The sequence below is a fragment of the Achromobacter sp. DMS1 genome, from assembly GCF_001270295.1.
This window is the reverse complement of record NZ_LHSJ01000081.1, coordinates 1-22,848: the sequence shown is the minus strand read 5'-3', so window position 1 is coordinate 22,848 and position 22,848 is coordinate 1. Positions and strand designations below refer to the sequence as shown.

16 protein-coding genes and 8 pseudogenes are annotated in these 22,848 nt (G+C 67.4%); 13 read left to right on the top strand and 11 right to left on the bottom strand.

The genetic code is table 11. From position 1 onward, the window contains the following. Window positions 1–46: 46 nt before the first annotated feature. The 4 genes and pseudogenes from frr to rpsB form a co-directional block, all read right to left on the bottom strand. Window positions 47–606, bottom strand: a pseudogene (gene frr, locus AD428_RS11575) (ribosome recycling factor). A 13-nt stretch (window positions 607–619) separates the two neighbouring features. Further along, window positions 620–1,335 (bottom strand): annotated as a pseudogene (pyrH, locus tag AD428_RS11570) (UMP kinase). A gap of 97 nt (window positions 1,336–1,432) precedes the next feature. Beyond that, window positions 1,433–2,311, bottom strand: a complete 879-nt coding sequence (tsf, locus tag AD428_RS11565) for a translation elongation factor Ts (protein ID WP_053245260.1) — start codon at window positions 2,309–2,311, stop codon at window positions 1,433–1,435. A 168-nt stretch (window positions 2,312–2,479) separates the two neighbouring features. After that, window positions 2,480–3,229 (bottom strand): 30S ribosomal protein S2, encoded by a 750-nt coding sequence (gene rpsB, locus AD428_RS11560; RefSeq protein WP_053245259.1) that lies wholly within the window; start codon window positions 3,227–3,229, stop codon window positions 2,480–2,482. A 521-nt stretch (window positions 3,230–3,750) separates the two neighbouring features. Here rpsB and AD428_RS11555 point away from each other — a divergent pair. The 11 genes and pseudogenes from AD428_RS11555 to AD428_RS11505 form a co-directional block, all read left to right on the top strand. Next, the coding region (locus tag AD428_RS11555; RefSeq protein WP_152968058.1) for a phosphatidate cytidylyltransferase at window positions 3,751–4,178 on the top strand (428 nt) is incomplete at its 5' end. Then, window positions 4,175–5,373, top strand: a pseudogene (locus AD428_RS11550) (1-deoxy-D-xylulose-5-phosphate reductoisomerase). The gene AD428_RS11555 and the pseudogene AD428_RS11550, both read left to right, overlap by 4 nt. Before the next feature lie 30 nt (window positions 5,374–5,403). Next, window positions 5,404–6,738 carry an RIP metalloprotease RseP gene (rseP, locus tag AD428_RS29915; RefSeq protein ID WP_432205846.1) on the top strand — a complete coding sequence of 445 codons (1,335 nt, stop codon included), beginning with the start codon at window positions 5,404–5,406 and terminating at the stop codon, window positions 6,736–6,738. A 108-nt stretch (window positions 6,739–6,846) separates the two neighbouring features. Then, complete coding sequence (gene bamA / locus AD428_RS11540) at window positions 6,847–9,192, top strand: outer membrane protein assembly factor BamA (RefSeq protein WP_053245258.1); 2,346 nt, start codon at window positions 6,847–6,849, stop codon at window positions 9,190–9,192. Between the two features lie 108 nt (window positions 9,193–9,300). Beyond that, window positions 9,301–9,858 carry an OmpH family outer membrane protein gene (locus tag AD428_RS11535; RefSeq protein WP_053245257.1) on the top strand — a complete coding sequence of 186 codons (558 nt, stop codon included), beginning with the start codon at window positions 9,301–9,303 and terminating at the stop codon, window positions 9,856–9,858. 16 nt (window positions 9,859–9,874) lie between these two features. Then, window positions 9,875–10,966, top strand: a pseudogene (lpxD, locus tag AD428_RS11530) (UDP-3-O-(3-hydroxymyristoyl)glucosamine N-acyltransferase). 67 nt (window positions 10,967–11,033) lie between these two features. Then, complete coding sequence (gene fabZ, locus AD428_RS11525) at window positions 11,034–11,489, top strand: 3-hydroxyacyl-ACP dehydratase FabZ (protein WP_053245256.1); 456 nt, start codon at window positions 11,034–11,036, stop codon at window positions 11,487–11,489. Continuing rightward, the gene (gene lpxA / locus AD428_RS11520) at window positions 11,490–12,284 is read left to right on the top strand and encodes an acyl-ACP--UDP-N-acetylglucosamine O-acyltransferase (protein ID WP_053245255.1); all 795 of its coding nucleotides are present in this window, start codon (window positions 11,490–11,492) and stop codon (window positions 12,282–12,284) included. It abuts the gene before it with no gap. Continuing rightward, window positions 12,281–13,477 (top strand): annotated as a pseudogene (gene lpxB / locus AD428_RS11515) (lipid-A-disaccharide synthase). Before lpxA ends, lpxB begins: the two are co-directional and overlap by 4 nt. Continuing rightward, window positions 13,464–14,072 carry a ribonuclease HII gene (rnhB, locus tag AD428_RS11510; protein WP_053245254.1) on the top strand — a complete coding sequence of 203 codons (609 nt, stop codon included), beginning with the start codon at window positions 13,464–13,466 and terminating at the stop codon, window positions 14,070–14,072. The pseudogene lpxB and the gene rnhB overlap by 14 nt, the downstream one beginning before the upstream one ends. Further along, window positions 14,069–14,858 (top strand): annotated as a pseudogene (locus tag AD428_RS11505) (TrmH family RNA methyltransferase). Before rnhB ends, AD428_RS11505 begins: the two are co-directional and overlap by 4 nt. A 100-nt stretch (window positions 14,859–14,958) precedes the next feature. Here the strand turns inward: AD428_RS11505 and ppsR are convergent. After that, window positions 14,959–15,786 carry a posphoenolpyruvate synthetase regulatory kinase/phosphorylase PpsR gene (gene ppsR, locus AD428_RS11500; protein WP_053245253.1) on the bottom strand — a complete coding sequence of 276 codons (828 nt, stop codon included), beginning with the start codon at window positions 15,784–15,786 and terminating at the stop codon, window positions 14,959–14,961. Between the two features lie 169 nt (window positions 15,787–15,955). On the opposite strand from ppsR, the gene ppsA reads away from it, so the two are divergent. Continuing rightward, on the top strand, window positions 15,956–18,319 hold the full coding sequence (gene ppsA, locus AD428_RS11495) for a phosphoenolpyruvate synthase (protein WP_053245252.1): 2,364 nt from the start codon (window positions 15,956–15,958) through the stop codon (window positions 18,317–18,319). Between the two features lie 172 nt (window positions 18,320–18,491). Here ppsA and AD428_RS24890 read toward each other — a convergent pair. Together AD428_RS24890 and AD428_RS11490 are read right to left on the bottom strand one after the other, a co-directional pair. Beyond that, a pseudogene (locus AD428_RS24890) lies at window positions 18,492–18,660 on the bottom strand (MGMT family protein); the annotation flags it as partial. Window positions 18,661–18,738: 78 nt separating this feature from the next. Further along, complete coding sequence (locus tag AD428_RS11490) at window positions 18,739–19,173, bottom strand: type II toxin-antitoxin system RatA family toxin (RefSeq protein WP_053245251.1); 435 nt, start codon at window positions 19,171–19,173, stop codon at window positions 18,739–18,741. A 210-nt stretch (window positions 19,174–19,383) separates the two neighbouring features. On the opposite strand from AD428_RS11490, the gene smpB reads away from it, so the two are divergent. Continuing rightward, window positions 19,384–19,848, top strand: coding sequence for an SsrA-binding protein SmpB (smpB, locus tag AD428_RS11485; protein WP_053245250.1), 465 nt, complete (start codon window positions 19,384–19,386; stop codon window positions 19,846–19,848). On the opposite strand, the gene AD428_RS11480 is transcribed toward smpB, so the two are convergent. The 4 genes and pseudogenes from AD428_RS11480 to AD428_RS11470 all read right to left on the bottom strand — a co-directional run bounded on the left by AD428_RS11480 (window position 19,755) and on the right by AD428_RS11470 (window position 22,516). Further along, window positions 19,755–20,693: a GGDEF domain-containing protein gene (locus AD428_RS11480; protein ID WP_235489909.1), complete on the bottom strand. Its 939-nt coding sequence runs from the start codon at window positions 20,691–20,693 to the stop codon at window positions 19,755–19,757. The genes smpB and AD428_RS11480 overlap by 94 nt on opposite strands. Further along, entirely contained in the window at window positions 20,660–21,031 is a 372-nt protein-coding gene (locus tag AD428_RS27870; RefSeq protein WP_235489886.1) for a hypothetical protein, read from the bottom strand. The genes AD428_RS11480 and AD428_RS27870 overlap by 34 nt, the downstream gene beginning before the upstream one ends. 23 nt (window positions 21,032–21,054) lie before the next feature. After that, window positions 21,055–21,981: an SPFH domain-containing protein gene (locus AD428_RS11475; protein ID WP_053245249.1), complete on the bottom strand. Its 927-nt coding sequence runs from the start codon at window positions 21,979–21,981 to the stop codon at window positions 21,055–21,057. A 101-nt stretch (window positions 21,982–22,082) separates the two neighbouring features. Next, window positions 22,083–22,516: pseudogene (locus tag AD428_RS11470) on the bottom strand (NfeD family protein). Between the last annotated feature and the right edge of the window lie 332 nt (window positions 22,517–22,848).

Genomic DNA, 22,848 nt, shown 5'->3' with positions numbered 1-22,848 from the left:
CGGCCCGTCCGGCGCGACGCGCCGCGCGGCGGCGCGGCGCCAGCGATTATACGGTCATGATTTCCGCTTCTTTCTGGGCGACCATCTTGTCGATCTCGGCGACATGGCGGTCGGTCAGCTTCTGGACGTCGTCCTGGGCGCGGCGCTCGTCGTCCTCGGAGATCTCCTTGTCCTTGACGAGTTTCTTCAGGGCGTCGTTGGCCTCGCGGCGCAGGTTGCGCACGGCGACCTTGGCATCCTCGCCTTCGCTGCGCACGACCTTGGTGAGATCGCGGCGGCGCTCTTCGGTGAGGGCCGGCATGGGAACGCGGATGGTATCACCCATGGACATGGGGTTCAGGCCCAGGTCGACTCGCGGATCGCCTTCTCGATGACCGAGGCCATGTTCTTCTCGTAGGGCTGCACGCTGATGGTGCGCGCGTCGACCAGGTTGAGGTTGGCGACCTGGCTCACGGGCACCGGCGAACCGTAGTACTCGACCTGGACGTGATCCAGGATGCCGGTGTGGGCGCGGCCCGTGCGGATCTTGGACAGGTTGGTCTTGAGCGTTTCAAGCGACTTGACCATCCTGGATTCTGCGGATTTGCGGATATCTGCGACGCTCATGGTATTTCCTTTTTTAAACGTGTACCAACGTGCCTTCGTCTTCGCCGGCGACCACGCGCTTGAGCGCGCCGGACTTGTTGATCGAAAACACCTTGATCGGCAGTTTCTGGTCGCGGCACAGCGCGAAAGCGGTGGCGTCCATGACCTCGAGGCGGCGGACGATGGCCTCGTCGAAGCTGATGCGCGCATAGCGCGTGGCGGTGGGATCCTTGTTGGGATCCGCGCTGTAGATGCCGTCGACCTTGGTGGCCTTCAGCACGATCTCCGCGCCGATCTCGGCGCGCGCAGGGCGGCGGCGGTATCGGTCGTGAAGAACGGATTGCCCGTGCCGGCGGCGAAGATGACGACCCGGCCTTCTTCCAGGTAGCGCAGGGCCTTGGGCCGGATGTAGGGTTCGACGACCTGGTCGATATTCAGGGCGGATTGCACGCGGGTGTCCACGCCCTTGTGTTTGAGCGCGTCCTGCAGGGCAAGCGCGTTCATGATGGTGGCCATCATGCCCATGTAGTCGGCGGTGGCGCGGTCCATGCCCTGCGCCCCCGGGGCGACGCCACGGAAGATGTTGCCCCCGCCGATGACGATGGCCAGCTCGACGCCCATGGCGGCAACCTCGGCGATCTCATCGGTCATGCGGACGATGGTGGCGCGGTTGATGCCGAAGGCGTCCTCGCCCATCAGCGCCTCGCCGGAAAGTTTGAGAAGAACCCGTTTGTATGATCTGCTGCTCATAGGAGATATCCCGAGGAACAATCCGACGAAAGTGTAAGACAAGAAATAGGCCGGACTAGAAATATCTAGCACCGGCCCTTAAGCACTACCTTGCAGCTCAGGCGCGGCCGGCGGCAGCGGCGGCAACCTCAGCGGCAAAATCGCTGGTCTTCTTCTCGATACCTTCGCCGACGACGAACAGCACGAACTTGCTGATCGAAGCGCCCTTTTCCTTGAGCATCTGCTCGACGGACTGCTTGTCGTTCTTGACGAAGGGCTGCGACAGCAGCGTCACTTCCTTCAGGTACTTCTGGATCGAACCTTCGACCATCTTGGCGACGATCTCGGCGGGCTTGCCCGACTCGGCGGCCTTCTGCTCGGCGACCGAGCGCTCGGCGGCGATGTCGGCGGCCGGCACGCCATCGGCGTTCAGGGCCTTGGGCTTGGTGGCCGCGATGTGCATGGCCAGGTCCTTGCCCACTTCCTCGGCGCCGGCGTACTCGACCAGCACGCCGATGCGGCCGCCGTGCACGTAGCTGGCCAGCGCGTTCGGCGTCTCGATGCGCTCGAAGCGGCGGATGGTCATGTTTTCGCCGATCTTGCCGATCAGGGCGGTGCGGGTGGTTTCGACGGTGCCTTCACCGTAGGGCAGCGCGGACAGCGCGGCCACGTCAGCGGGGTTCTGCGTGGTGACCAGCTCGGCCAGCTTGTTCACGAAGGCGACGAAGTCATCGTTCTTGGCCACGAAGTCGGTTTCGCAGTTGACTTCGATGACGGCGCCCTTCTTGGCGTCGGGAGAGATGAACAGACCGATCAGGCCTTCGGCCGTGACGCGGGCGGCGGCCTTGCTGGCCTTGTTGCCCAGCTTGACGCGCAGGATTTCTTCGGCGCGGGCCAGATCGCCTTCGGCCTCCGTCAAGGCCTTCTTGCACTCCATCATGGGCGCATCGGTCTTTTCGCGCAGTTCCTTGACCAGGGCGGCGGTAATTTCAGCCATGTTTGCTCCAAATTTCGCTAAGACTTGCCCCGGCAGGCCGGGGCAATGATTGATTCGGTGTGGCGCCCACCGCGGGGGGCGGGCGGAGGAAGACGGGAGCCCGTCCTCGCAGGCCGGCCGGGCCGGGGCGGCGCGCGCCCCGGAACGCTATCGGCCGGACCGACAGGCTCAGGCCTGGTTGTCCTGCACTTCCACGAACTCTTCCTGGCCTTCGCCCAGCTCTTCGACCAGGCCGTTCAGGTTCTGCTCGCGGCCTTCCAGCACCGCGTCGGCGACGCCCTTGGCGTACAGCGCGATGGCCTTGGCCGAGTCGTCGTTGCCAGGGATGACGTAGTCGATGCCTTCGGGCGAGTGGTTGGTGTCAACCACGGCCACGACCGGGATGCCCAGCTTCTTGGCTTCGGCGATGGCGATCTTGTGGTAGCCGACGTCGATGACGAACAGCGCATCGGGCAAGCCGTTCATGTCCTTGATGCCGCCGATGGACTTGTTCAACTTTTCCAGTTCGCGCTGGAACAGCAGGCCTTCCTTCTTGATCATGCGCTCGGCGCCGCCTTCGGCGACCACGGCTTCCATGTCCTTCAGGCGCTTGACCGAGCTCTTGACCGTCTTGAAGTTGGTCAGCATGCCGCCGAGCCAGCGGGCGTCGACGTAGGGCATGCCGCAGCGGGCGGCTTCGGCGGCCACCAGTTCGCGGGCGGCGCGCTTCGTGCCCACGAACAGGATGTTGCCGCCGCGGGCGGCGAGCTGCTTCACGAACTTGGTGGCTTCGAGGTACTTCTCAACCGTCTTTTCGAGGTTGATGATGTGAATCTTGTTGCGATGGCCGAAGATGAAAGGGGCCATCTTGGGGTTCCAGTAGCGGGTCTGGTGACCGAAGTGGACACCCGCTTCCAGCATTTCGCGCATCAGGGACATGACATTCTCCAAGGGTTGTTTCTTGCGCCGCACCTGCATTGGCCTCCGGCCGACACCCTGGGTGGTGCTGCGCGCGATTTCCCGCCTCATGGCGGGATTACAGGATTTTAACCGGGCCGCCGATCGCCGCCTCGTGCCGCGGCGCCCGAAGGCACCGCGCACGAGGCGGCAATGAAACCCAGACAGCCGTCACGATCGAGAGCCGCGCCATGCGCGGATGGTTTCACGGGCGGTTCATAACCCGGCCATGCCTTGTTGGCCGCGACATCCGGCTACCTTGCGCCGGGCGGTGTCGCCACCGCCCGGGCCATCAGACCGCCGGGGCATTTCTTGAGAAAACACCAGGGTTTTCAAGAACTTAATCCGCGATCCGCACGGAACCTGCATCGCTGCTCGAAGGCACGGCCGGGCTTACAGACACGCCGCACCCGGCAACACTTTCCGGTGCGCCTGCCTGCCGCGGACCGCTCCTTGCGGATCGCGCCGCCGCCCTGTCGCGCCGCCCGCGCAACGCCCGGTCNCCCGCGGCGCGGGGTTCGTGGTGTCGCTGCTGGCGCTGGTGTGGGTGGCGGACATCGCTGCATACTTTGCCGGACGCGCCTTCGGCAAGCGTAAACTGGCGCCGCGGGTCAGCCCGGGCAAGACGGTGGAGGGCGCGGTGGCCGGCGTGCTGGGCGCCGTGATCTGGATCGGCCTGTCCAGCCTCTGGCAGGACAGCTACGGGCACGCGCTGGTGGCGCGCTGGGGATTCTGGCTGGCGCTGCCGCTGGCGGCGCTGCTCGGCGTGGTGTCCATCATGGGCGACCTGTTCGAATCGCTGCTCAAGCGCCGCGCCGGCCGCAAGGATTCCAGCGGGCTGCTGCCGGGCCACGGCGGCGTGTACGACCGCATCGACGCGATCCTGCCGGTCGCGCCGGTTGCGCTAATTTTGTCTGGAGTGTTGTTTTGACGGCTTTTCAACGCGTCGTGGTGCTGGGGTCCACGGGTTCCATCGGTGAAAGCACGCTGGATGTGATCGCGCGCCATCCGGAGCGGCTGGCGGTCTATGCGCTGTCGGCATACAGCCGCATCGACCGGCTGGCCCGGCAGGCGCAGGCCAGCGGCGCGGCGGTGGTGGTGGTGCCCGATGACGCGGCGCGCAGGAAGTTTCTGCAGCTCTGGCCGGCGGGCCGGCCGGCGCCCGAGATCCGCGTGGGTGCGCGGGCGCTGGCCGAGACGGCGGCCGATCCGCAATGCGACGCCGTGATGGCGGCCATCGTGGGGGCGGCCGGGCTGCCGGCGGCGCTGGCCGCCGCCCGCGCGGGCAAGCGCGTGCTGCTCGCCAACAAAGAGGCGCTGGTCGCCGCCGGCACGCTGTTCATGCAGGCCGTGCGCGACAACGGCGCCGAACTGCTGCCTATCGACAGCGAACATAACGCCATCTTCCAGTGTCTGCCGCATGGCGGACGGGCGACGCGCCCCAGGCGCCCGCGCCCGGCGTGCGGCGGCTGCTGCTCACCGCCTCGGGCGGCCCGTTCCGCGGGCGCGATCTCGAAGACCTGCACGACGTCACCCCGGCCCAGGCCTGTGCCCATCCCAACTGGAGCATGGGACGCAAGATCTCGGTGGATTCGGCCACCATGCTGAACAAGGGCCTGGAAGTCATCGAGGCGCACTGGCTGTTCGCCATGCCGCCCGAGCGCATCGAGGTGGTGGTCCATCCGCAGAGCGTGGTGCACTCGATGGTGGAGTACGAGGACGGCTCCATCCTGGCGCAGCTGGGCCAGCCCGACATGCGCACCCCCATCGCCTACGGGCTGGGTTTTCCCGAACGCATCGACAGCGGGGTGGGGCCGCTGGACCTGGCGCGGCTGGGCCGGCTGGACTTCGAAAAACCGGATTTCGCGCGGTTTCCGTGCCTGGCGCTCTCGTTCGACGCGCTGCGCGCCGGGCAGGCTGCCTGTGTGGCGCTGAATGCCGCCAACGAGGTCGCGGTGGCGGCATTCCTGGCCGGACGCCTGGCCTACACCTGGATTCCCCGCGTCATCGAGGCCGCCCTGGAGTGGCAGGCCGGACGGGCATCTGTTACGCTCGATGATCTCGACGACATACTGGCCCTCGATGCGGAGTCGCGGGCTTATGCCGGCAACCTCGGGCTCGCCTGAGACCGGCGCGCCTTCCAGGTTCGGATCCCCATGCTTTTCACCCTGCTGGCCTTTGCCATCGCGCTTGGCTCCCTGATCATCTTCCATGAGTTCGGGCACTACTGGGTGGCGCGGCTGTGCGGCGTCCGGGTGCTGCGCTTTTCGCTGGGTTTCGGCAGGGTCGTGCTGCGCCGCATCGACAAGCACGGCACCGAATGGGCAATTTCGGCGCTGCCCCTGGGCGGCTACGTCAAGATGCAGGACGACGCGCCGCCCGGCGCGCCGGCGGCCGAGGCGGCCGGGGCCTTCAACGCCCAGCCCGTGGGCAAGCGCATCGCCATCGTGCTGGCCGGCCCGGTCTTCAACCTGCTGCTCGCCGTGCTGCTCTACACCGGCCCTGAACCTCGCCGGTACCGAGGAGCCGCAGGCCATCCCTGGCCCAGCCGGCCGCGGGCACGCCCGCCGCGCAGGCGGGGCTGGCGCAAGGCGACCGCATTCTCTCCATCGACGGCCAGGAAGTCGCCTCCTGGACGGACGCCCGCTGCGTCTGCTCGACGAGCTGTCCACCGGCGGACGCGTGCGCGGTCGAGGTGGCCGCGCCCTCGGGGGGCGGCCCATGAGCGCGAGCTCATGCTCCCGCCCAACCGACATGGCCCCGGGCGGAGAAGATCCGCTGGCCGCGGCGGCATACGGCTCGCCCAGCCTCGCCCGGTGGTGCGCTCGGTCATCGAAGGCGGAGAAGGGCAGGCGGCCGGACTGCGCCAGGGCGACCGCATCGTCGCGGCGGACGGCCAGCCCGCCACGGACACCGGCGAGCTCGTGCGCCTCATCCAGGAAAGCGCGGGACGCCACATGTCCCTGTCCGTGCAGCGCGAGGGCGCGCTCGTCACCGTGGGCGTGACGCCCCGCGCCGAAAAGGTCGACGGCCGCGAAATCGGCCGCCTGGGCGTGCAGCTGGGCGCGGACATCCCCCGCGTGACGGTCAGCTACGGTCTGGGCGAGAGCCTGCAGCGGGCCGCGGCGCGCACCTGGGACACCGCCTGGTTCTCGCTGCGCATGATGGGGCGCATGGTCCTGGGCGAAGTATCCTGGCGCAACGTCAGCGGTCCGGTCACCATCGCCGACTACGCCGGCCAGACCGCACGCATCGGCATTGTTGCGTACATCGCTTATATCGCCTTGATCAGCATCAGCCTCGGCGTTCTGAATTTGCTTCCCATTCCCATGCTGGATGGGGGCCATCTGCTGTACTATCTCGTCGAAATCGTGCGGGGCAGCCCGCCGCCGGAGCGCTGGATCGGCATCGGACAGCGCGCCGGGCTAGGCATTCTGGTGGCCCTCATGGGCCTTGCTCTTTTCAACGACTTCACGCGCCTGTTCACCTAGTGCGCCGCCCGGAGCGCCCGCCCCGCGCGCAGGCGCGGCCGGGGCACGACACCGGGCGCGAATTAGCATAAAATCCCCCGCCATTTGCACGACCGAGGATACTCAAGGATGTCTTTTCGCCGGATGTTTCATCACAAAAAGGGTGTACTGCCGGGCGTATTGCCGAGTCTGATCGCCGCATTGCTGGCGCCGGCCATGGCCCATGCCTTCGACCCTTTTGTCGTGCGGGATATCCGCGTCGAAGGGATACAACGGACCGACCCCGGCACCGTCTTCGGGTACCTGCCGGTCAAGGTGGGCGAGCAGTTCACCGAGGAAGAAGCCACCGAGGCCATCCGCCGCCTGTACGGCACCGGCTTTTTCACCGACGTCAAGATCGAAACCGAGAACAACGTCGTGGTCGTGGTGGTCCAGGAGCGGCCCACCATCGCGTCGATCAATTTCAGCGGCATGCGCGAGTTCGACTCCAAGGCCATCATCACCTCGCTGGCGCAGGTGGGCTTCGCCGAAGGCCGCATCTTCGACCGCTCCATGCTCGAGCGCGCCGAGTACGAACTCAAGCAGCAATACCTTTCCAAGGGCAAGTACGGCGTCGAAGTGACCGCCACGGTCACGCCGCTGCCGCGCAACCGCGTGGGCGTCAGCTTCGACGTGTTCGAAGGGGCGGTGGCGCGCATCCAGGAAATCCGCTTCGTGGGCAACAAGGCGTTTTCCGAGAGCGACCTGCTCGACGAATTCAAGCTCACCACGCCGGGCTGGCTGACCTGGTACACCGACACCGACAAGTATTCGCGCGAAAAGCTCGAGGGCGACCTGGAGCGCCTGCGCTCCTTCTACCTCGACCGCGGCTATCTCGAGTTTTCCGTCGAGCCGCCGCAGGTCACGATTTCGCCCGACCGCAAAGACATCCGCATCACGATCACGCTGCATGAAGGCGAGCCGTACAAGGTGCGCAGCGTGAAGCTGGCCGGCAACCTGCTGGGCCTGGACAAGGAAATCGAGCAGCTCGTGCAGACCAAGCCGGGCGAGACGTTCTCGGCGGCCAAGGCCAACGATTCCGCCAAGGCCATCACCGACTACCTCGGCGAGCTGGGCTATGCCTTCGCCAACGTCAACCCCAATCCGCAGCTCGACCGCGCCAAGCACGAGGCCGACGTGACCTTCTACGTCGATCCGAGCCGCCGCGTCTACGTGCGCCGCATCCAGATCGGCGGCAACACCCGCACCCGCGACGAAGTGGTGCGGCGCGAGATGCGCCAGCAGGAAGCGGCGTGGTACGACGCGAAAGACATCAAGACCTCCCGCGACCGTATCGACCGCCTGGGCTACTTCAGCGACGTCAACGTCAAGACCGACCCCGTGCCGGGCTCGCCCGACCAGGTCGACGTCAACGTGGACGTGAAGGAAAAGCCCACCGGCATGATCAACCTGGGCGTGGGCTACGGCTCGTCCGAAAAAGCCATCCTGTCGGCGGGCATCAGCGAGGACAACGTCTTCGGCAGCGGCACCAACCTGACGCTGCAACTGAACACCAGCAAGACCAACCGCGCGGTGGTGCTCTCGCACACCGATCCGTACTGGACCAAGGACGGCATCAGCCGCACCACGTCGGCGTACTACCGCGTCACCGAGCCCTGGAACAACAACGACGGCGACTACCGCGTGAAGTCCATGGGCCTGGGCATGAACTTCGGCGTGCCCATCTCGGAATACGACCGCATCTTCCTGGGCGCCAACCTCGAGCACAACCAGATCGACCTGTACGACAACTCGCCCAAGGCGTACCGCGACTTCGTGGACGAGTACGGCGACTCCACCAATTCGGTCATCTTCAACGCCGGCTGGAGCAAGGACACGCGCGACAGCGCGCTGGCGCCCACGCGCGGCTCGTACACCCGCCTGAAGGCCGATCTGGGCACGGTGGACCTGCAGTACTACATGCTGAGCGCGCAGCAGCAGTATTTCGTACCGCTGGGCGGCGCCTATACGCTGGCCCTGAACGGCATGGTGGACTGGGGCCGCAGCTACGGCAGCAAGGCGTATCCGATCATCAAGAACGTGTATGCCGGCGGCATCGGCACGGTGCGGGGCTACGAAGGCTCGTCGCTCGGCCCGCGCGATACCGTTACGGGCGACTACCTGGGCGGCACCCGCCGCATCGTGGCCAACGCCCAGTTGTTCCTGCCGTTCCCGGGCGCCTCGAAAGACCGCACGCTGCGCTGGTTCCTGTTCACGGACGCAGGCCAGGTGGGCGCCAGCAGCGGCCAGTCGTGCTCGCGGGGCAAGGACAACTCCGAGGTCGAGGATCCGTGCGGCTGGCGGTTCTCGGCCGGTATCGGCCTGTCGTGGCAGTCGCCCATGGGGCCGCTGCAGCTTTCGTATGCCCGTCCGCTCAACTCGAAGTCGGGCGACGACAAGCAGAGCTTCCAGTTCCAGATCGGAACGGGGTTCTGAGCGGCCGTTACGCTTGAAAACAAGGGCAGGGGGCGCCGATCCGGCTCCCCTGCGGTTTAGTGGCACAATACACACTTTGGCTTTGCCTTACTCGAAGGTGAGATTTTCATGATGTCTGATTTCGCACTTAAATCCTCGAACGTTCCGGGCGGCAAGCGCCTGGGCAAGCTGGGCGGCTCGCTGGCTCTGGTAGGTGCGCTCCTTCTCGGTTCGGCGGCGGTTCCCGCCCAGGCGCAAGGCACCAAGATCGGCTTCGTGAACACGGAACGGATCCTGCGCGAATCGGGCCCGGCCAAGACGGCGCAAAGCAAGATCGAATCCGAATTCAAGAGGCGCGATGACGAGCTCCAGCGCATGAGCTCCAATCTGCGCGCACAGGCCGAGAAGTTCGACAAGGACGCGCCCGTGCTGTCGGAATCCGACCGCGTGAAGCGCCAGCGCGAACTGTCCAACCTGGACACTGACCTGCAGCGCAAGCGCCGCGAATTCCAGGAAGACTTCAACCGTCGCCGCAACGAGGAATTCTCGGCCATCGTGGCCAAGGCCAACGAAGCCATCAAGCGCATCGCCGAGCAGGAAAACTACGACCTGATCATCCAGGACGCCGTGACGGTCAACCCCCGCATCGACATCACCGACAAGGTGATCCAGAGCCTGGGCAAGTAAGCCGCATCCGCACGCCATGCCGGTCTTGCTGGATCATGCCCGCGCGCCCACGCTTCACGAGCTGCTGAGCGCCGTCAACACCCAGGGTCTGGACTGGCGCATCGGCGGCCATTCCGGCGCGGACGCGATTCGGGTCCGCGGCATCGGCACCCTGTCATCCGCCGGCCCGGAAGAAATCAGCTTCCTGGCCAATCCCCGCTACCAGAGCCAACTCGGGTCTACCCGGGCGGGCGCGGTCATCGTCGGGCCCGAGGCAGCCGGCGCGCTGGCCGGGCAGGGCGTCGGCGAGCGCCTGGCGCTGGTCGTGTGCAAGCACCCCTACCTGCTCTACGCTCGGGTGGCGCAATGGTTCGACGCCGCACGCCGCCCCGCGCTGCCGGGCGAGGTGCATCCGTCCGCCGTGGTGGCTTCCGATGCGGTGATCGAGGACGGGGTCCGCGTGGGGCCGAACTGCGTCAGCGAGCCGGGCGCGCGCATCGGCGCGGCACCGTGCTCGGGCCGGGCTGTGTGATCGGCCGGGGTTCGTCCGTCGGCCCGTCCAGCCGGCTGCATGCCAACGTCACCCTCTACGAGGGCGTCAAGGTGGGCGCGCGCGCATCATCCACAGCCGGCGCCGTGCTGGGCGCCGACGGATTCGGCTTCGCGCCCGATCCCACCCTGGGCAAGGGCGCCTGGGGCAAGATCCCGCAGCTGGGCGGCGTGACCATCGGCGACGACGTCGAGATCGGCGCCAACACCACCATCGACCGCGGCGCGCTGGAAGACACCGTCGTGTCCGACGGCGTGAAGCTCGACAACCAGATCATGGTGGCGCACAACGTGCGCATCGGCGCCACGGGCCATGGCGGCCTGCGTGGGCGTGGCCGGCTCGACCACGATCGGCGAGCGCTGCACCATAGGCGGCGCGGCCATGCTGTCGGGCCACCTCACGCTGGGCGACGACGTGCACATTTCGGGCGGCACGGCGGTGACGTCCAACATCACGAAGCCCGGCCGCTACACGGGGGTCTACCCCTACGCGGAACACGGCGAATGGCAGCGCAACGCCGCCGTGATACAACAATTGGCGCAGTTGCGCCGTCGCGTGCGCGCGCTGGAAAAGGAGTAGGGCCGGTCCGCACCGGCCCTGGCGCGCGCCGCCCGATTCATTTCATTTCGCAGGAATTCATACAAAAATGGAACTCGACATCAAGGGGATCATGGAGAGGCTGCCGCATCGCTATCCGATGCTGCTGATCGATCGCGTCATCGAAATGGTCCCCGGAAAGTCCATCGTGGCCATCAAGAACGTCTCCATCAACGAGCCGTTCTTCACTGGCCATTTCCCGCACCATCCGGTCATGCCGGGCGTGCTCATCGTCGAAGCCATGGCCCAGGCGTCCGCGCTGTTTTCGTTCACCGACGAAAACGGCGGCCTGAAGTGCGAAGGCTCCAAGACGGCGTATTATCTGGTGGGCATCGACGGCGCGCGTTTCCGCCGCCCCGTGGTGCCGGGCGACCAGTTGCGCATCGAAGTGGAAGCCGAGCGCCTGAGCCGCAGCATCTGTAAGTACCAAGCGCGCGCCCTGGTCGATGGGCAGGAAGTGGCGTCGGCCAAGCTGATGTGCGCGATCCGCAGCCTGGAAGAGTAAATGCCCGGGAACATCCATCCTACCGCCATCGTCGACCCGGCGGCCAAGATCGACCCCAGCGCCGTCATCGGCGCCTACACCGTCATCGGGCCGAACGTCACCGTCGGCGCGGGCACGCACATCGGCGAGCATTGCGTGGTCGACGGCGTGACCTCCATCGGACGCGACAACCGTTTCTACCGCTACTGCTCCATCGGCGGCATGCCGCAGGACAAGAAGTACAAGGGCGAGCCCACGCGGCTGGAAATCGGCGACCGCAACACGGTGCGCGAGTTCACGACCTTCAATACCGGCACCGTGCAGGATGGAGGGGTCACCACGCTGGGCAATGACAACTGGATCATGGCCTACGTGCACATCGCCCACGATTGCCACGTCGGCAACAACACCATCCTGGCCAACTCCGTGCAGCTGGGCGGCCACGTGCACGTGGGCGACTGGGCTATCGTGGGCGGACTGACCGGCGTGCACCAGTTTTCGCGCATCGGCGCGCACAGCATGACGGGCGGCAACAGCTCGCTCATGCAGGACACGCCGCCGTTCGTGCTGGCGGCGGGCAACCCGTGCCGCCCGGTGGGCATCAACGTCGAGGGCCTGAAGCGCCGCGGCTTTTCGGCCGCCGCCATTTCGGCCCTGCGCGACGCCTACAAGATCATCTACCGGCGCGGGCTCGCGCTGGACGCCGCGCGCGCCGAACTGCGCGCGCGCCAGCAGGCCGAACCCGAGGTAGCCGAGCACCTGCAGGTCATGCTCGACTTCCTGGACGTCGCCTCGCGCGGCATCATCCGCCCATGACCGTGCGCATCGGCATGGTGGCTGGCGAGCCTTCGGGCCGACCTGCTGGCCGGCCGCATCATTGCCGGCCTGCGCGCGCGCCAGCCCGACCTGGCCTGCGCGGGCATCGGCGGGCCGCAGATGCAGGCGCAGGATTTCGAGGCCTGGCATCCCATGCATGCGCTGACCGTGTTCGGCTACGTGGACGCCCTCAAGCGGCTGCCCAGCCTGCTGGGTACGTACCGCGACGTGAAGCAGCGCTGGCTGGCCGAACCGCCCTCGTGTTCGTCGGCATCGACGCGCCCGACTTCAACCTGCGGCTGGAGCAGCAGTTGCGCGAGGCCGGCACGCCCACCGTGCATTTCGTGGGGCCCTCCATCTGGGCCTGGCGCTACGAGCGCATCCACAAGATCAAGGCCGCGGTGTCGCACATGCTGGTGCTGTTTCCGTTCGAGGAAGAGATCTACCGCAAGGAAGGCATTCCGGTGACGTATGTCGGCCATCCACTGGCCGGCGCCATTCCCATGGAGCCCGACCGGGCCGCCGCCCGCGCGCGCCTGGGCATCGATCCGCATGCCCGCGTACTGGCCATTCTGCCGGGCAGCCGCTCGTCCGAGATCCGCCTACTGGCCCCTCGCTTCCTGCAGGCCGCCCAGCGGTTGCTCAAGCGCGATCCGGCCCTGCAGTGCGTGGTGCCCATGGTGAACGACCAGCGTCGCGAGGAATTCCAGGCCATCCTGGCCCGCCACCCGGTGCCCGGGCTGCGCTGCATCACCGCCCAGGACCTTCATGGCGCGCAAGGCGAGCGCCAGGCGCCGGTGGCCTGGTCGGTCATGGAGGCCAGCAACGCCGTGCTGGTGGCCAGCGGCACCGCCACGCTCGAAACCGCGCTGTACAAGCGGCCCATGGTGATCTCCTACGTGCTCTCGCCCTGGATGCGACGCATCATGGCCTGGAAATCCGGCCAGCAGCGGCCCTACCTGCCCTGGGTGGGGCTGCCCAATGTGCTGCTGCGCGATTTCGCCGTGCCCGAACTCTTGCAGGACGACGCCACGCCTGAGAAACTGGCCGATGCGACCTGGGCCGCGCTCACCGATGAGGCGCTGGCCGCGCGCATCGAATCGCGCTTCGCGGCCCTGCACCAGGAGCTGCTGCGCGATACGCCGGCGCTGGCGGCCCAGGCGATCCTGGAGGTGGCTGATGGAGCAGCCTGAGCTTTTCTCCGCGCCCGCACAGCCCGCGCTGGTGACCGCCGGCGTGGACGAGGCCGGCCGCGGCCCGCTGGCGGGGGCCGTTTACGCGGCGGCCGTCATTCTGCATCCCGACCGTCCCATCGCCGGCCTGGCGGACTCCAAGGCGCTCAAGGCCGAAACGCGCGAGGCCCTGGCGCTGGAGATACGGGCGCGAGCCTGGGCCTGGTCCGTGGCTTGCGCCAGCGTGGCCGAAATCGACAGCCTGAATATCCTGCGCGCCACCATGCTGGCCATGCAGCGCGCCGTGCGGGGGCTGGCCACCGCGCCCCAGCTCGCCCTGGTGGACGGCAACCAGGCGCCCCGGCTGGGCTGCACCGTGCAGACCGTCATCAAGGGCGACGCGCGGGTGCCGGCCATTTCCGCGGCGTCCATCCTGGCCAAGACCGCCCGCGACGCCGATCTGCTGCGGCTGCACGAGCAATATCCCCAGTACGGCTTCGACCAGCACAAGGGCTACGGCACGCCGCTGCACCTGGAACGCCTGCGATTGCACGGCCCGTGCCCCGAGCACCGGCGCAGCTTCGCGCCCATCAAGGCTTTCGGCCTGGTCGCATGAAATACGTCAGCTCGCGCGAGAATCCCGCCGTGAAGGCGCTGGCTCGCCTGGCCGCGCACGCCGGAAAACGCGGCGAAGCCGTGCTGCTGGACGGCGTGCATCTGTGCCAGGCGTGGCTGCAGCGCCACGGCGCGCCCGAGCAGGCCGTGTTCGACGCCGCGCGCCTGGACGCGCCCGAAATCGCCGCCCTGGCGCGCCAGGTGCCGGCCGAACGCTGCCTGGCCCTGGACGGGCGGCTGATGCGTGTGCTGGCCAGCGTGGAAAGCGGGCAGGGCGTGGCTTTCGTGGTTCGCCCGCCCGCGCCGGCCATGCCGGCCGCTGTCGAGGAGAACTGCGTGCTCTTCGACCGGATCCAGGATCCCGGCAATGTCGGCACCCTGTTGCGCACTTGCGCCGCGGCGGGCGTGCGGCGGGTGTTCCTGGCCACGGGCACGGGCGGCGGCAGTGGTCGCCGAAAGTGCTGCGCAGCGGCCAGGGCGCGCATTTCGCGCTGGCCATCCACGAGCACGCGGATCTGCCCGCGCTCTTGCCGCGGCTGAAAGTGCCGCTGGTCGCCACCGCCCTGGAAGGCGCCGCGCGACCTGTACGACGCAGCCTGCCCGGGCCGCTGCGCCTGGGTGTTCGGCCACGAAGGCCAGGGCGTGGCGCCCGAGCTGCTGGCCGCCGCCGCCCTGAAAGTGCGCATTCCGCATGACGCGGCCGCGGTGGAGTCGCTCACGTGGCGCGGCCGCCGCCATCTGCCTCTTCGAACAGCGCCGCCAGGCCCTGCGCCACGGCGGGCGTTGAGCCCGGCCCCGGCCGCGGCCCGCCGGCAAGAGCGGGCGCGCCGCGCCCTGCATCCTCGGGACCTCGGATCGGCTCGGGGCTGCCCGAGCCGCCTCTGGGCTCAGGCCTTGTCCAGCCCGACTTCCTGCAGCACGGTGGTGGAGATTTCCTCGATGGACTTGGTGGTGGTGGACAGCCACGAGATGCCTTCGCGGCGCATCATGCGTTCGGCCTCGGCCACCTCGTAGCGGCACTGCTCGAGCTGGGCGTAGCGGCTGTTGGGGCGGCGTTCGTTGCGCACTTCCGCCAGCCGCTCGGGCTGGATGGACAGGCCGAAGAGCTTGGAGCGGTAGGGGGCGATGGTGGAGGGCAGGGCGCCGCGCTCGAAGTCGTCGGGCGTGAGCGGGAAGTTGGCCGCCTTTACAGCGTACTGCATGGCGAGGTAGAGGCTGGTGGGGGTCTTGCCGCAGCGCGACACCCCGACCAGGATCACGTCGGCCTGGTCGAGCTGGTTGACGAACTGGCCGTCGTCGTGGGCCAGGCTGAAGTTGATGGCGTCGATGCGATTGCGGTACTTTTCCGAGTTGGCCGCCATGTGCGAGCGGCCGATGGAATGGCTGGATTTGAGACCCAGCGCCTGCTCGATGTGGCTCACGAAGGTTCCGAACAGGTCGAGGAAAATGCCGTTCGCCTGGCGAACGCGCGCCAGGATGTCGGGGTTGACCAGGGTGCTGAACACGATGGGCGGCACGCCCGTGTCCTGGGCGCTGCGGTCGATGCGGGCGGCCACCTCGGCGGCTTTTTCCAGGGTGTCGACGAAGGGCAGCCGCACGGGCTTGAATTCCACCCCCTCGAACTGCGAGAGCACGGATTGGCTGAACGTCTCGGCGGTGATGCCGGTGCTGTCCGAAACGATGTATACGACGCGGGCGTTGGGGCTTGATGTCATGTGTAAAAAATTCCAACCGGGCGGATGGCCGGATGTGCTCCACCGAGTACAATCAGGCCCCGATAAGTCACCCCAAGGGGCGGTTCCAGGCCAGTTTGGTCAGCGTGTGGATGGCTCGATCCATACCCTGACCAAACTCGCTTTCATTCCATTGTAAAAGGTGACTTCAATGTCGTATGTCGTTTCGTTCGAGCAGCTCCGCATGACGGACGTGGACTCGGTAGGAGGCAAGAACGCATCACTGGGCGAAATGATCAGCCAGCTCGCGGGCGCGGGCGTGCGCGTGCCGGGCGGTTTCGCCACCACCGCGGAAGCATTCCGCGATTTCCTCAAGGCTTCCGGGCTGGACAAGCGCATTGCCGACAGGCTGGCCGCGCTGAATCCGGAAGACGTGCGCGAACTGGCCTCGGCGGGCGCCGAGATCCGCCAGTGGATCGTCGACGCGCCGTTCTCCCCTGAGTTCGAAAAGCAGATCCGCGACGCTTTCGCCGCGCTGGACGCCGACGGCAAGGGTTCGTTCGCCGTGCGTTCGTCCGCCACCGCCGAAGACCTGCCCGACGCCTCGTTCGCCGGGCAGCAGGAAACCTTCCTCAACGTGGTGGGCATCGACGACGTGCTGGACAAGATCCGCCACGTGTTCGCTTCGCTCTACAACGACCGCGCCATCTCGTACCGCGTGCACAAGGGCTATGCCCATGCCGACGTGGCGCTTTCGGCCGGCGTGCAGCGCATGGTGCGTTCCGACAAGGGCAGCGCCGGCGTCATGTTCACCATCGACACCGAGTCGGGCTTCCAGGACGTGGTGTTCATCACCTCGTCCTACGGCCTGGGCGAAACCGTGGTGCAGGGCGCCGTGAATCCCGACGAGTTCTATGTGTTCAAGCCCACGCTGGCCAGCGGCCACCAGCCCATCGTGGGCCGGCGCATCGGCTCCAAGCTCATCAAAATGGAATTCGACCCGGAACGCCCTGGCGGCCGGGCCGTTCGCACGGTGGACGTCCCCGTGTCGGAACGCAACCGCTATTCGCTCACCGATGACGAAGTGATCGAGCTGGCCCGCTACGCGGTCATCATCGAGAAGCACTACGGCCGTCCGATGGACATCGAGTGGGGCCGCGACGGCATCGACGGCAAGCTCTACATCCTGCAGGCGCGCCCCGAAACCGTGAAGTCGCAGCAGGCCGGCCATGACGTGCAGCAGCGCTACCGCCTGAAGGCCACCGGCCAGGTGCTGATCACCGGCCGCGCCATCGGCCAGAAGATCGGCTCGGGCCCGGTGCGCGTGGTGGCCGACATTTCCGACATGGACAAGGTCCAGGCCGGCGACGTGCTGGTCACCGACATGACCGATCCCAACTGGGAGCCGGTGATGAAACGCGCCTCCGCCATCGTCACCAACCGCGGCGGCCGCACCTGCCACGCAGCCATCATCGCGCGCGAGCTGGGCATCCCGGCCGTGGTCGGCTGCGGCAACGCCACCGACGTGCTGAAGGAGGGCCAGTCCGTGACGGTGTCGTGCGCCGAAGGCGACGAAGGCCGCATCTACGACGGCCTGATCGAGACCGAGGTCGAGGAAGTCCGCCGCGGCGAAATGCCGGCCATCGACGTGAAGATCATGATGAACGTGGGCAACCCCCAGCTCGCCTTCGACTTCGCGCAGATCCCCAACGCCGGCGTGGGCCTGGCCCGCCTGGAGTTCATCATCAACAACAACATCGGGATCCACCCCAAGGCGGTGCTGGACTATCCGAACGTGGACGGCGAGCTGAAGAAGGCCGTGGAATCGGCCGCCCGCGGCCATGCCAGCCCGCGCGCTTTCTTCGTGGAGAAGATGGCCGAAGGCGTGGCCACCATCGCGGCGGCGTTCTATCCCAAGCCGGTCATCGTGCGCATGTCCGACTTCAAGTCGAACGAATACCGCAAGCTGGTGGGCGGCTCGCGCTACGAGCCCGAGGAAGAGAACCCCATGCTGGGCTTCCGAGGCGCCTCGCGCTACATCGCCGAGGACTTCGCCGAGTGCTTCCGCATGGAATGCGAGGCGCTCAAGAAGGTGCGCGACGAAATGGGCCTGACCAACGTCGAGATCATGGTGCCGTTCGTGCGCACGCTGAGCCAGGCGGATCGCGTGGTGAAGCTGCTGGCCGCGCACGGCCTGGCGCGCGGCGAGAATGGCCTGAAGCTCATCATGATGTGCGAAGTGCCTTCCAACGCCATCCTGGCCGACGAGTTCCTGCAGTACTTCGACGGTTTCTCGATCGGCTCCAACGACATGACCCAGCTCACGCTGGGCCTGGACCGCGACTCCGGCATGGAGCTGCTGGCCGCCGATTTCGACGAACGCGACGAGGCCGTGAAGTTCATGCTGCGCCGCGCGATCAAGGCGTGCCTGGCGGCCAACAAGTACGTGGGCATTTGCGGCCAGGGCCCCAGCGATCACCCCGACTTCGCCCAATGGCTGAAGGACGAGGGCATTCTCTCCATGTCGCTGAACCCCGACACGGTGGTGGATACCTGGCAGCGCCTGGCGAAGTAGCCGGTCCACCGCCGAGGCGCCGTGGACCGGCAAAGCCGGATCCACGCGCCCCCGGCTTGGGGAACGTTCTGGTTTTGGGCCCTCGTGTCTTGCGGGGGCCGCGCGAGGGAGATTGAGTCGAGAAGCCCCCGCGCCCGTGAGGGCGCCGTTTTTTTTGTTGGCGCGGCGCGTTTCAGGCGCGGGCGGGGTCTGGCGCGGGATGGGCGTTGCGGGCTTCGCGGGCGATGAGTTCGCGTTTGCGGTCGATGCCCCAGCGGTAGCCGGCCAGCGAGCCGTCGGTGCGCGCGACGCGGTGGCCAGGGGATGGCCAGGGCGACGGGATTGGTGGCGCAAGCGCGCGCNGTGGCGCCGGCGCAGCGTCAGCTCGAGCCCAGGCCCGTCCCGGCTGCGCGTGGCAGACACGGACTTTCACGGTGGCGTCATTCCCCATACTTGGCCTGCGCGCGCTTGGTGAACGAATCGATGAAGCTGGTGGCGATGCGGTTGAACACGGGGCCCACCACCATCTCCAGCGGCCGGTTCGAGAATGCGTACTCCATGGTGAACAACACCTTGCAGGCGTCCTCGGCCAGCGCCTGGAATTCCCAGTGCCCCGCCAGGCTGGAAAACGGCCCGTCCACCAGTTCCAGGTCGATGCGGCGCGGGTAATCGTGCGTGTTGCGCGTGGTGAAGCGCTGCTTCATGCCCGCGAAACTGATGAGGATGGACGCCTGCATGCCGTGCTCGTCGCGGCGCTGCACCTCCGCGCCCCCGCACCAGGGCATGAACTCGGGGTACTTTTCCACGTCGGCCACCAGGTCGAACATCTGGGCGGCGCTGTAGGGCACGAGGACGGAGCGTTGGACTTTGTGCATCGGCTATCGCAAATGGCTAGAATGACGGGATTTTACCGGCACCGGGCAGTCCGGGCCGGCCCGGCCCGATCGCGCGGCGGCAAGACCGGCGACAAGAACCGGCAAGCCTTCCCGAAGATTTGAGGGATCAGACCCGCGCGATCAGCTCCCCCCGTCGGACCCGCGCGCTGCCGGCCCGCCGCAATCCGGCTTCACACTCATTCCGGCTTTATGAGCATCATCGACAACCGCAAGGCCTCACACGACTATTTCATCGAAGACCGCTACGAAGCGGGCCTCGTCCTGCAAGGCTGGGAAGTCAAGGCCATCCGCGAAGGCCGCGTGCAGCTCAAGGAAAGCTACGTCATCGTGCGCGACGGCGAGCTTTACCTGCTGGGCATGCACGTCAGCCCGCTGCCCACCGCCTCCACGCACATTCATCCCGACGCCATGCGCACGCGCAAGCTGCTGCTCAAGGCCGAGGAGATCAGCAAGCTGATCGGCAAGGTGGAACAGCGCGGCTACACGCTGGTGCCGCTCAACCTGCACTACAAGAACGGACGCATCAAGCTGGACTTCGCGCTGGGCCGCGGCAAGAAGCTCTACGACAAGCGCGACACCGCCCGCGAGAAAGACTGGCAGCGCGAGAAAGAACGCATCATGAAGCACGATACGCGCTCGCGGCGCGATAGCTGAGCCTCAGGCCGCGGCCGCCAGCGACTGCGCGGGCGCGCCCGGCCCTTCGACGCGATTGCGGCCTGCCGCCTTGGCCGCGTAGAGCGCGCGGCATCGGCGCGCGCATACAGCCCCTGCAGATTCTCGCCCGGCACCCAATCCGCCACGCCCGCGCTGAAGGTGTACGAAATCGCCCCATCCGCATGGCTGCACGGCGTGCGCCTGACCGACGCCAGCAGCCGGCCCGCGGCTTCCATCGCGGCCTCGGCGCGCATGTCGGGAAACAGCACGCCGAACTCCTCTCCCCCGACCCTTCCCACGTGATCGCCCGCGCGCAGCGTGGCCGTGGCGAGCAGCCCGAAATGGCGCAGCACCGCATCCCCCGCCGCATGCCCGAGCGTATCGTTGATCTGCTTGAAATGGTCGATGTCGAGCAGCATCAGCGCCAGCGGCCGGCGTGTGCGCAGGGCGTGCGCGCAGCAGCGCTCGGCCTGCAGCCACCACGCCTTGCGCGACATCAGGCCCGTCAGGAAATCGGTGTTGGCCTCCCGCTCGCGCTCGGCCAGCATGCGGTCGTGGATGATCATGATGGTGCCCATGGTGAGGCACGGCATGGCCAGCACGCTGGGCACCATGAAGACGGCGTTCCAGGCCTTGAGGTCGAGGGCATTCTGCGCCTGCATCACCTCGGCCAGGTACAGCACGGCGCGTCCGCCGCAGACCGCCGCCAGCGCCACGCCCACCCACCAGACGTAGCGGTAGCTGTAGCCGGAACGGTTGTTGGGCATGGCGCGCCGCGCCGACGCCGCCGTGCCCAGCATGAAGGCCAGCATCAGGCACGACATCGCCGCCACCCGTCGCGGCATCGACGCGCCGCATAGGTGTAGTAGACCAGCGCGCCCAGCGCGCCGCGCAGCACAGCGCCATCAGGCGGCGCGGCACCCGCAGCCCGAGCGCGCGCCGCAGTCCCGATGTCGGCGCCCAGCGCCAGCGCCACGCCCGCGTTGGCCAGGATCACGCATAGCCACAGCGGCGCTTCATACTGCTGCAGCGCCAGCAGAGGCATGGACAGCACGAGCAGCACATTGGCGCGCATGGTGTCGGCGATGCCCGCCATGCCGCTGCGCGCCAGCGACCCCAGCACGCACAGCGCCAGGACCCCTGCCAGCACGGCGGTCAGCAGCAGGTGGACGGGAGCGATCATGCGCGGCGCGCCGGAACGCGGGTTCAGGGATTGCGCGTGGACTTCACGATGGTCATGGCCGAGGCGATCATGCCGCCCACGTCCGACAGATTGGCCGGAAGGATGAGGGTGTTGCCTTCCTTGGCCACGTTGCCGAACGCCTCGACGTAGCGCTCGGCCACCTTGAGGTTCACCGCCTCCATGCCGCCCGGCTGGCGCACGGCGCCGGCCACCTGCGTGATGGCCTTGGCCGTGGCCTCGGCGATGGCCAGCACCGCCGCCGCCTCGCCCTGAGCCTGGTTGATCTGCGCCTGCTTCTCGCCCTCGGAGCGGGCGATGGCCGCCTCGCGCTCGCCGGTGGCGATGTTGATCTGCTCCTGGCGGCGGCCTTCGGACGCGGCGATGAGGGCCCGCTTCTCGCGCTCGGCCGTGATCTGCGCCTGCATCGCGCGCAGGATCTCGTTGGGCGGAGTCAGATCCTTGATTTCGTAGCGCAGCACCTTCACGCCCCAGTTGAGCGCCGCCTCGTCCAGCGACGACACGATGGTGCTGTTGATGGCTTCGCGCTCCTCGAAAGTGCGGTCGAGCTCCATCTTGCCGATGACCGAGCGCAGCGTGGTCTGCGCGAGCTGCGTGATGGCGGAGATGTAATTCGACGAGCCGTAGGACGCGCGCATCGGGTCCGTGACCTGGAAGTACAGCACGCCGTCCACCTGCAGCTGCGTGTTGTCGCGCGTGATGCAGACCTGGCTGGGCACGTCCAGCGGAATTTCCTTGAGCGAGTGCCGGTAGGCCACCCGCTCGACAAAGGGAATCACGAAGCCCGCCCCGGGAGACAGCACCCGGTCGAACTTGCCCAGCCGCTCGACGACCCAGGCATGCTGCTGCGGAACGATGGCGATCGCCTTGACGACGATCAGGATGGCCAGCGCCACGATGACGAGCAGGACGATGGTGGATGTCTCGATCATGATAGAACCCTCATTACGAATGGGAAATGCGGTGCGCCCTCTTGGCGGCGCGCCCTCTTGGCGGTGCGCCCTCCGGCCGTGCGCTCCTCCGGGCGGCGGCCCTAGCGGCCGCCCGTCGCGTCCTTGGGGGTGAGCACCAGGCGCGTGCCCCGCAGCTCGGTGATGACGTGCTCGCCGCCGTGGGCCGGCTGCCGGCGGCAAGCTCGGCCTGCCAGTGCGCGCCGCGGTACCAGACCCGCGCCGTGCCGTTGGCGGCCCAGGCATCGACCATGACGGTCTGGCCGATGTCCAGGTTTACGTCGGCGTTGCGGCCGGGATCGACTTCGCGCTTTTTCAGGACGCGCGCCTTGCGCAGCGCCGCCAGCCCCAGCAGCACCACCACGCCGCAGGCGACGAGCTGCCATTCGATGTGGGCGCCGAACCATGCCGCCACGCCGCCGGCGGCCAATCCGAGGGCCACCAGCAGCAGATAGAAGGTTCCCGTGGCCAGCTCCCCGATGAGCGCCAGCGCGGCCAGCCCAAGCCAAATCCACATGATGTCCGGGTCGCCTGTAAGTAGGTTGTGAGTCAGGTGATTGTACGTATTCCGGGACGGAACGGAAACGCCCGCCCTCGCACGCCGTGCATTATCATGTCCGCGTTGACCATCGGCGCCGCGGGCCGTCCCGCGCGCCCGTCGCCCTTTTCTCCCCATGACTTCTGCCGCTTCCGACCCTGTCACCCCCCTGCCCGTGCTCATCCTGCACACCGGCGATCCCGAAGACGTCCTCAGAAACCGGTTCGGCGGCTACGCCGAACAGATGGCCCGGGGCGCCAGGCTCGAGCCTTGCGAGGCCGAGATCGTGGCCGTCCATGCCGGCCGGCTCC

Excerpts from the sequence above, each read along its gene's own strand:
- tsf (WP_053245260.1), bottom strand. The coding sequence starts at position 2,311 with ATGGCTGAAATTACCGCCGCCCTGGTCAAGGAACTGCGCGAAAAGACC.
- rpsB (WP_053245259.1), bottom strand. The coding sequence starts at position 3,229 with ATGTCCCTGATGCGCGAAATGCTGGAAGCGGGTGTCCACTTCGGTCAC.
- rseP (WP_432205846.1), top strand. The coding sequence starts at position 5,404 with ATGCTTTTCACCCTGCTGGCCTTTGCCATCGCGCTTGGCTCCCTGATC.
- bamA (WP_053245258.1), top strand. The coding sequence starts at position 6,847 with ATGTCTTTTCGCCGGATGTTTCATCACAAAAAGGGTGTACTGCCGGGC.
- AD428_RS11535 (WP_053245257.1), top strand. The coding sequence starts at position 9,301 with ATGATGTCTGATTTCGCACTTAAATCCTCGAACGTTCCGGGCGGCAAG.
- fabZ (WP_053245256.1), top strand. The coding sequence starts at position 11,034 with ATGGAACTCGACATCAAGGGGATCATGGAGAGGCTGCCGCATCGCTAT.
- lpxA (WP_053245255.1), top strand. The coding sequence starts at position 11,490 with ATGCCCGGGAACATCCATCCTACCGCCATCGTCGACCCGGCGGCCAAG.
- rnhB (WP_053245254.1), top strand. The coding sequence starts at position 13,464 with ATGGAGCAGCCTGAGCTTTTCTCCGCGCCCGCACAGCCCGCGCTGGTG.
- ppsR (WP_053245253.1), bottom strand. The coding sequence starts at position 15,786 with ATGACATCAAGCCCCAACGCCCGCGTCGTATACATCGTTTCGGACAGC.
- ppsA (WP_053245252.1), top strand. The coding sequence starts at position 15,956 with ATGTCGTATGTCGTTTCGTTCGAGCAGCTCCGCATGACGGACGTGGAC.
- AD428_RS11490 (WP_053245251.1), bottom strand. The coding sequence starts at position 19,173 with ATGCACAAAGTCCAACGCTCCGTCCTCGTGCCCTACAGCGCCGCCCAG.
- smpB (WP_053245250.1), top strand. The coding sequence starts at position 19,384 with ATGAGCATCATCGACAACCGCAAGGCCTCACACGACTATTTCATCGAA.
- AD428_RS11480 (WP_235489909.1), bottom strand. The coding sequence starts at position 20,693 with ATGCCGCGACGGGTGGCGGCGATGTCGTGCCTGATGCTGGCCTTCATG.
- AD428_RS27870 (WP_235489886.1), bottom strand. The coding sequence starts at position 21,031 with ATGATCGCTCCCGTCCACCTGCTGCTGACCGCCGTGCTGGCAGGGGTC.
- AD428_RS11475 (WP_053245249.1), bottom strand. The coding sequence starts at position 21,981 with ATGATCGAGACATCCACCATCGTCCTGCTCGTCATCGTGGCGCTGGCC.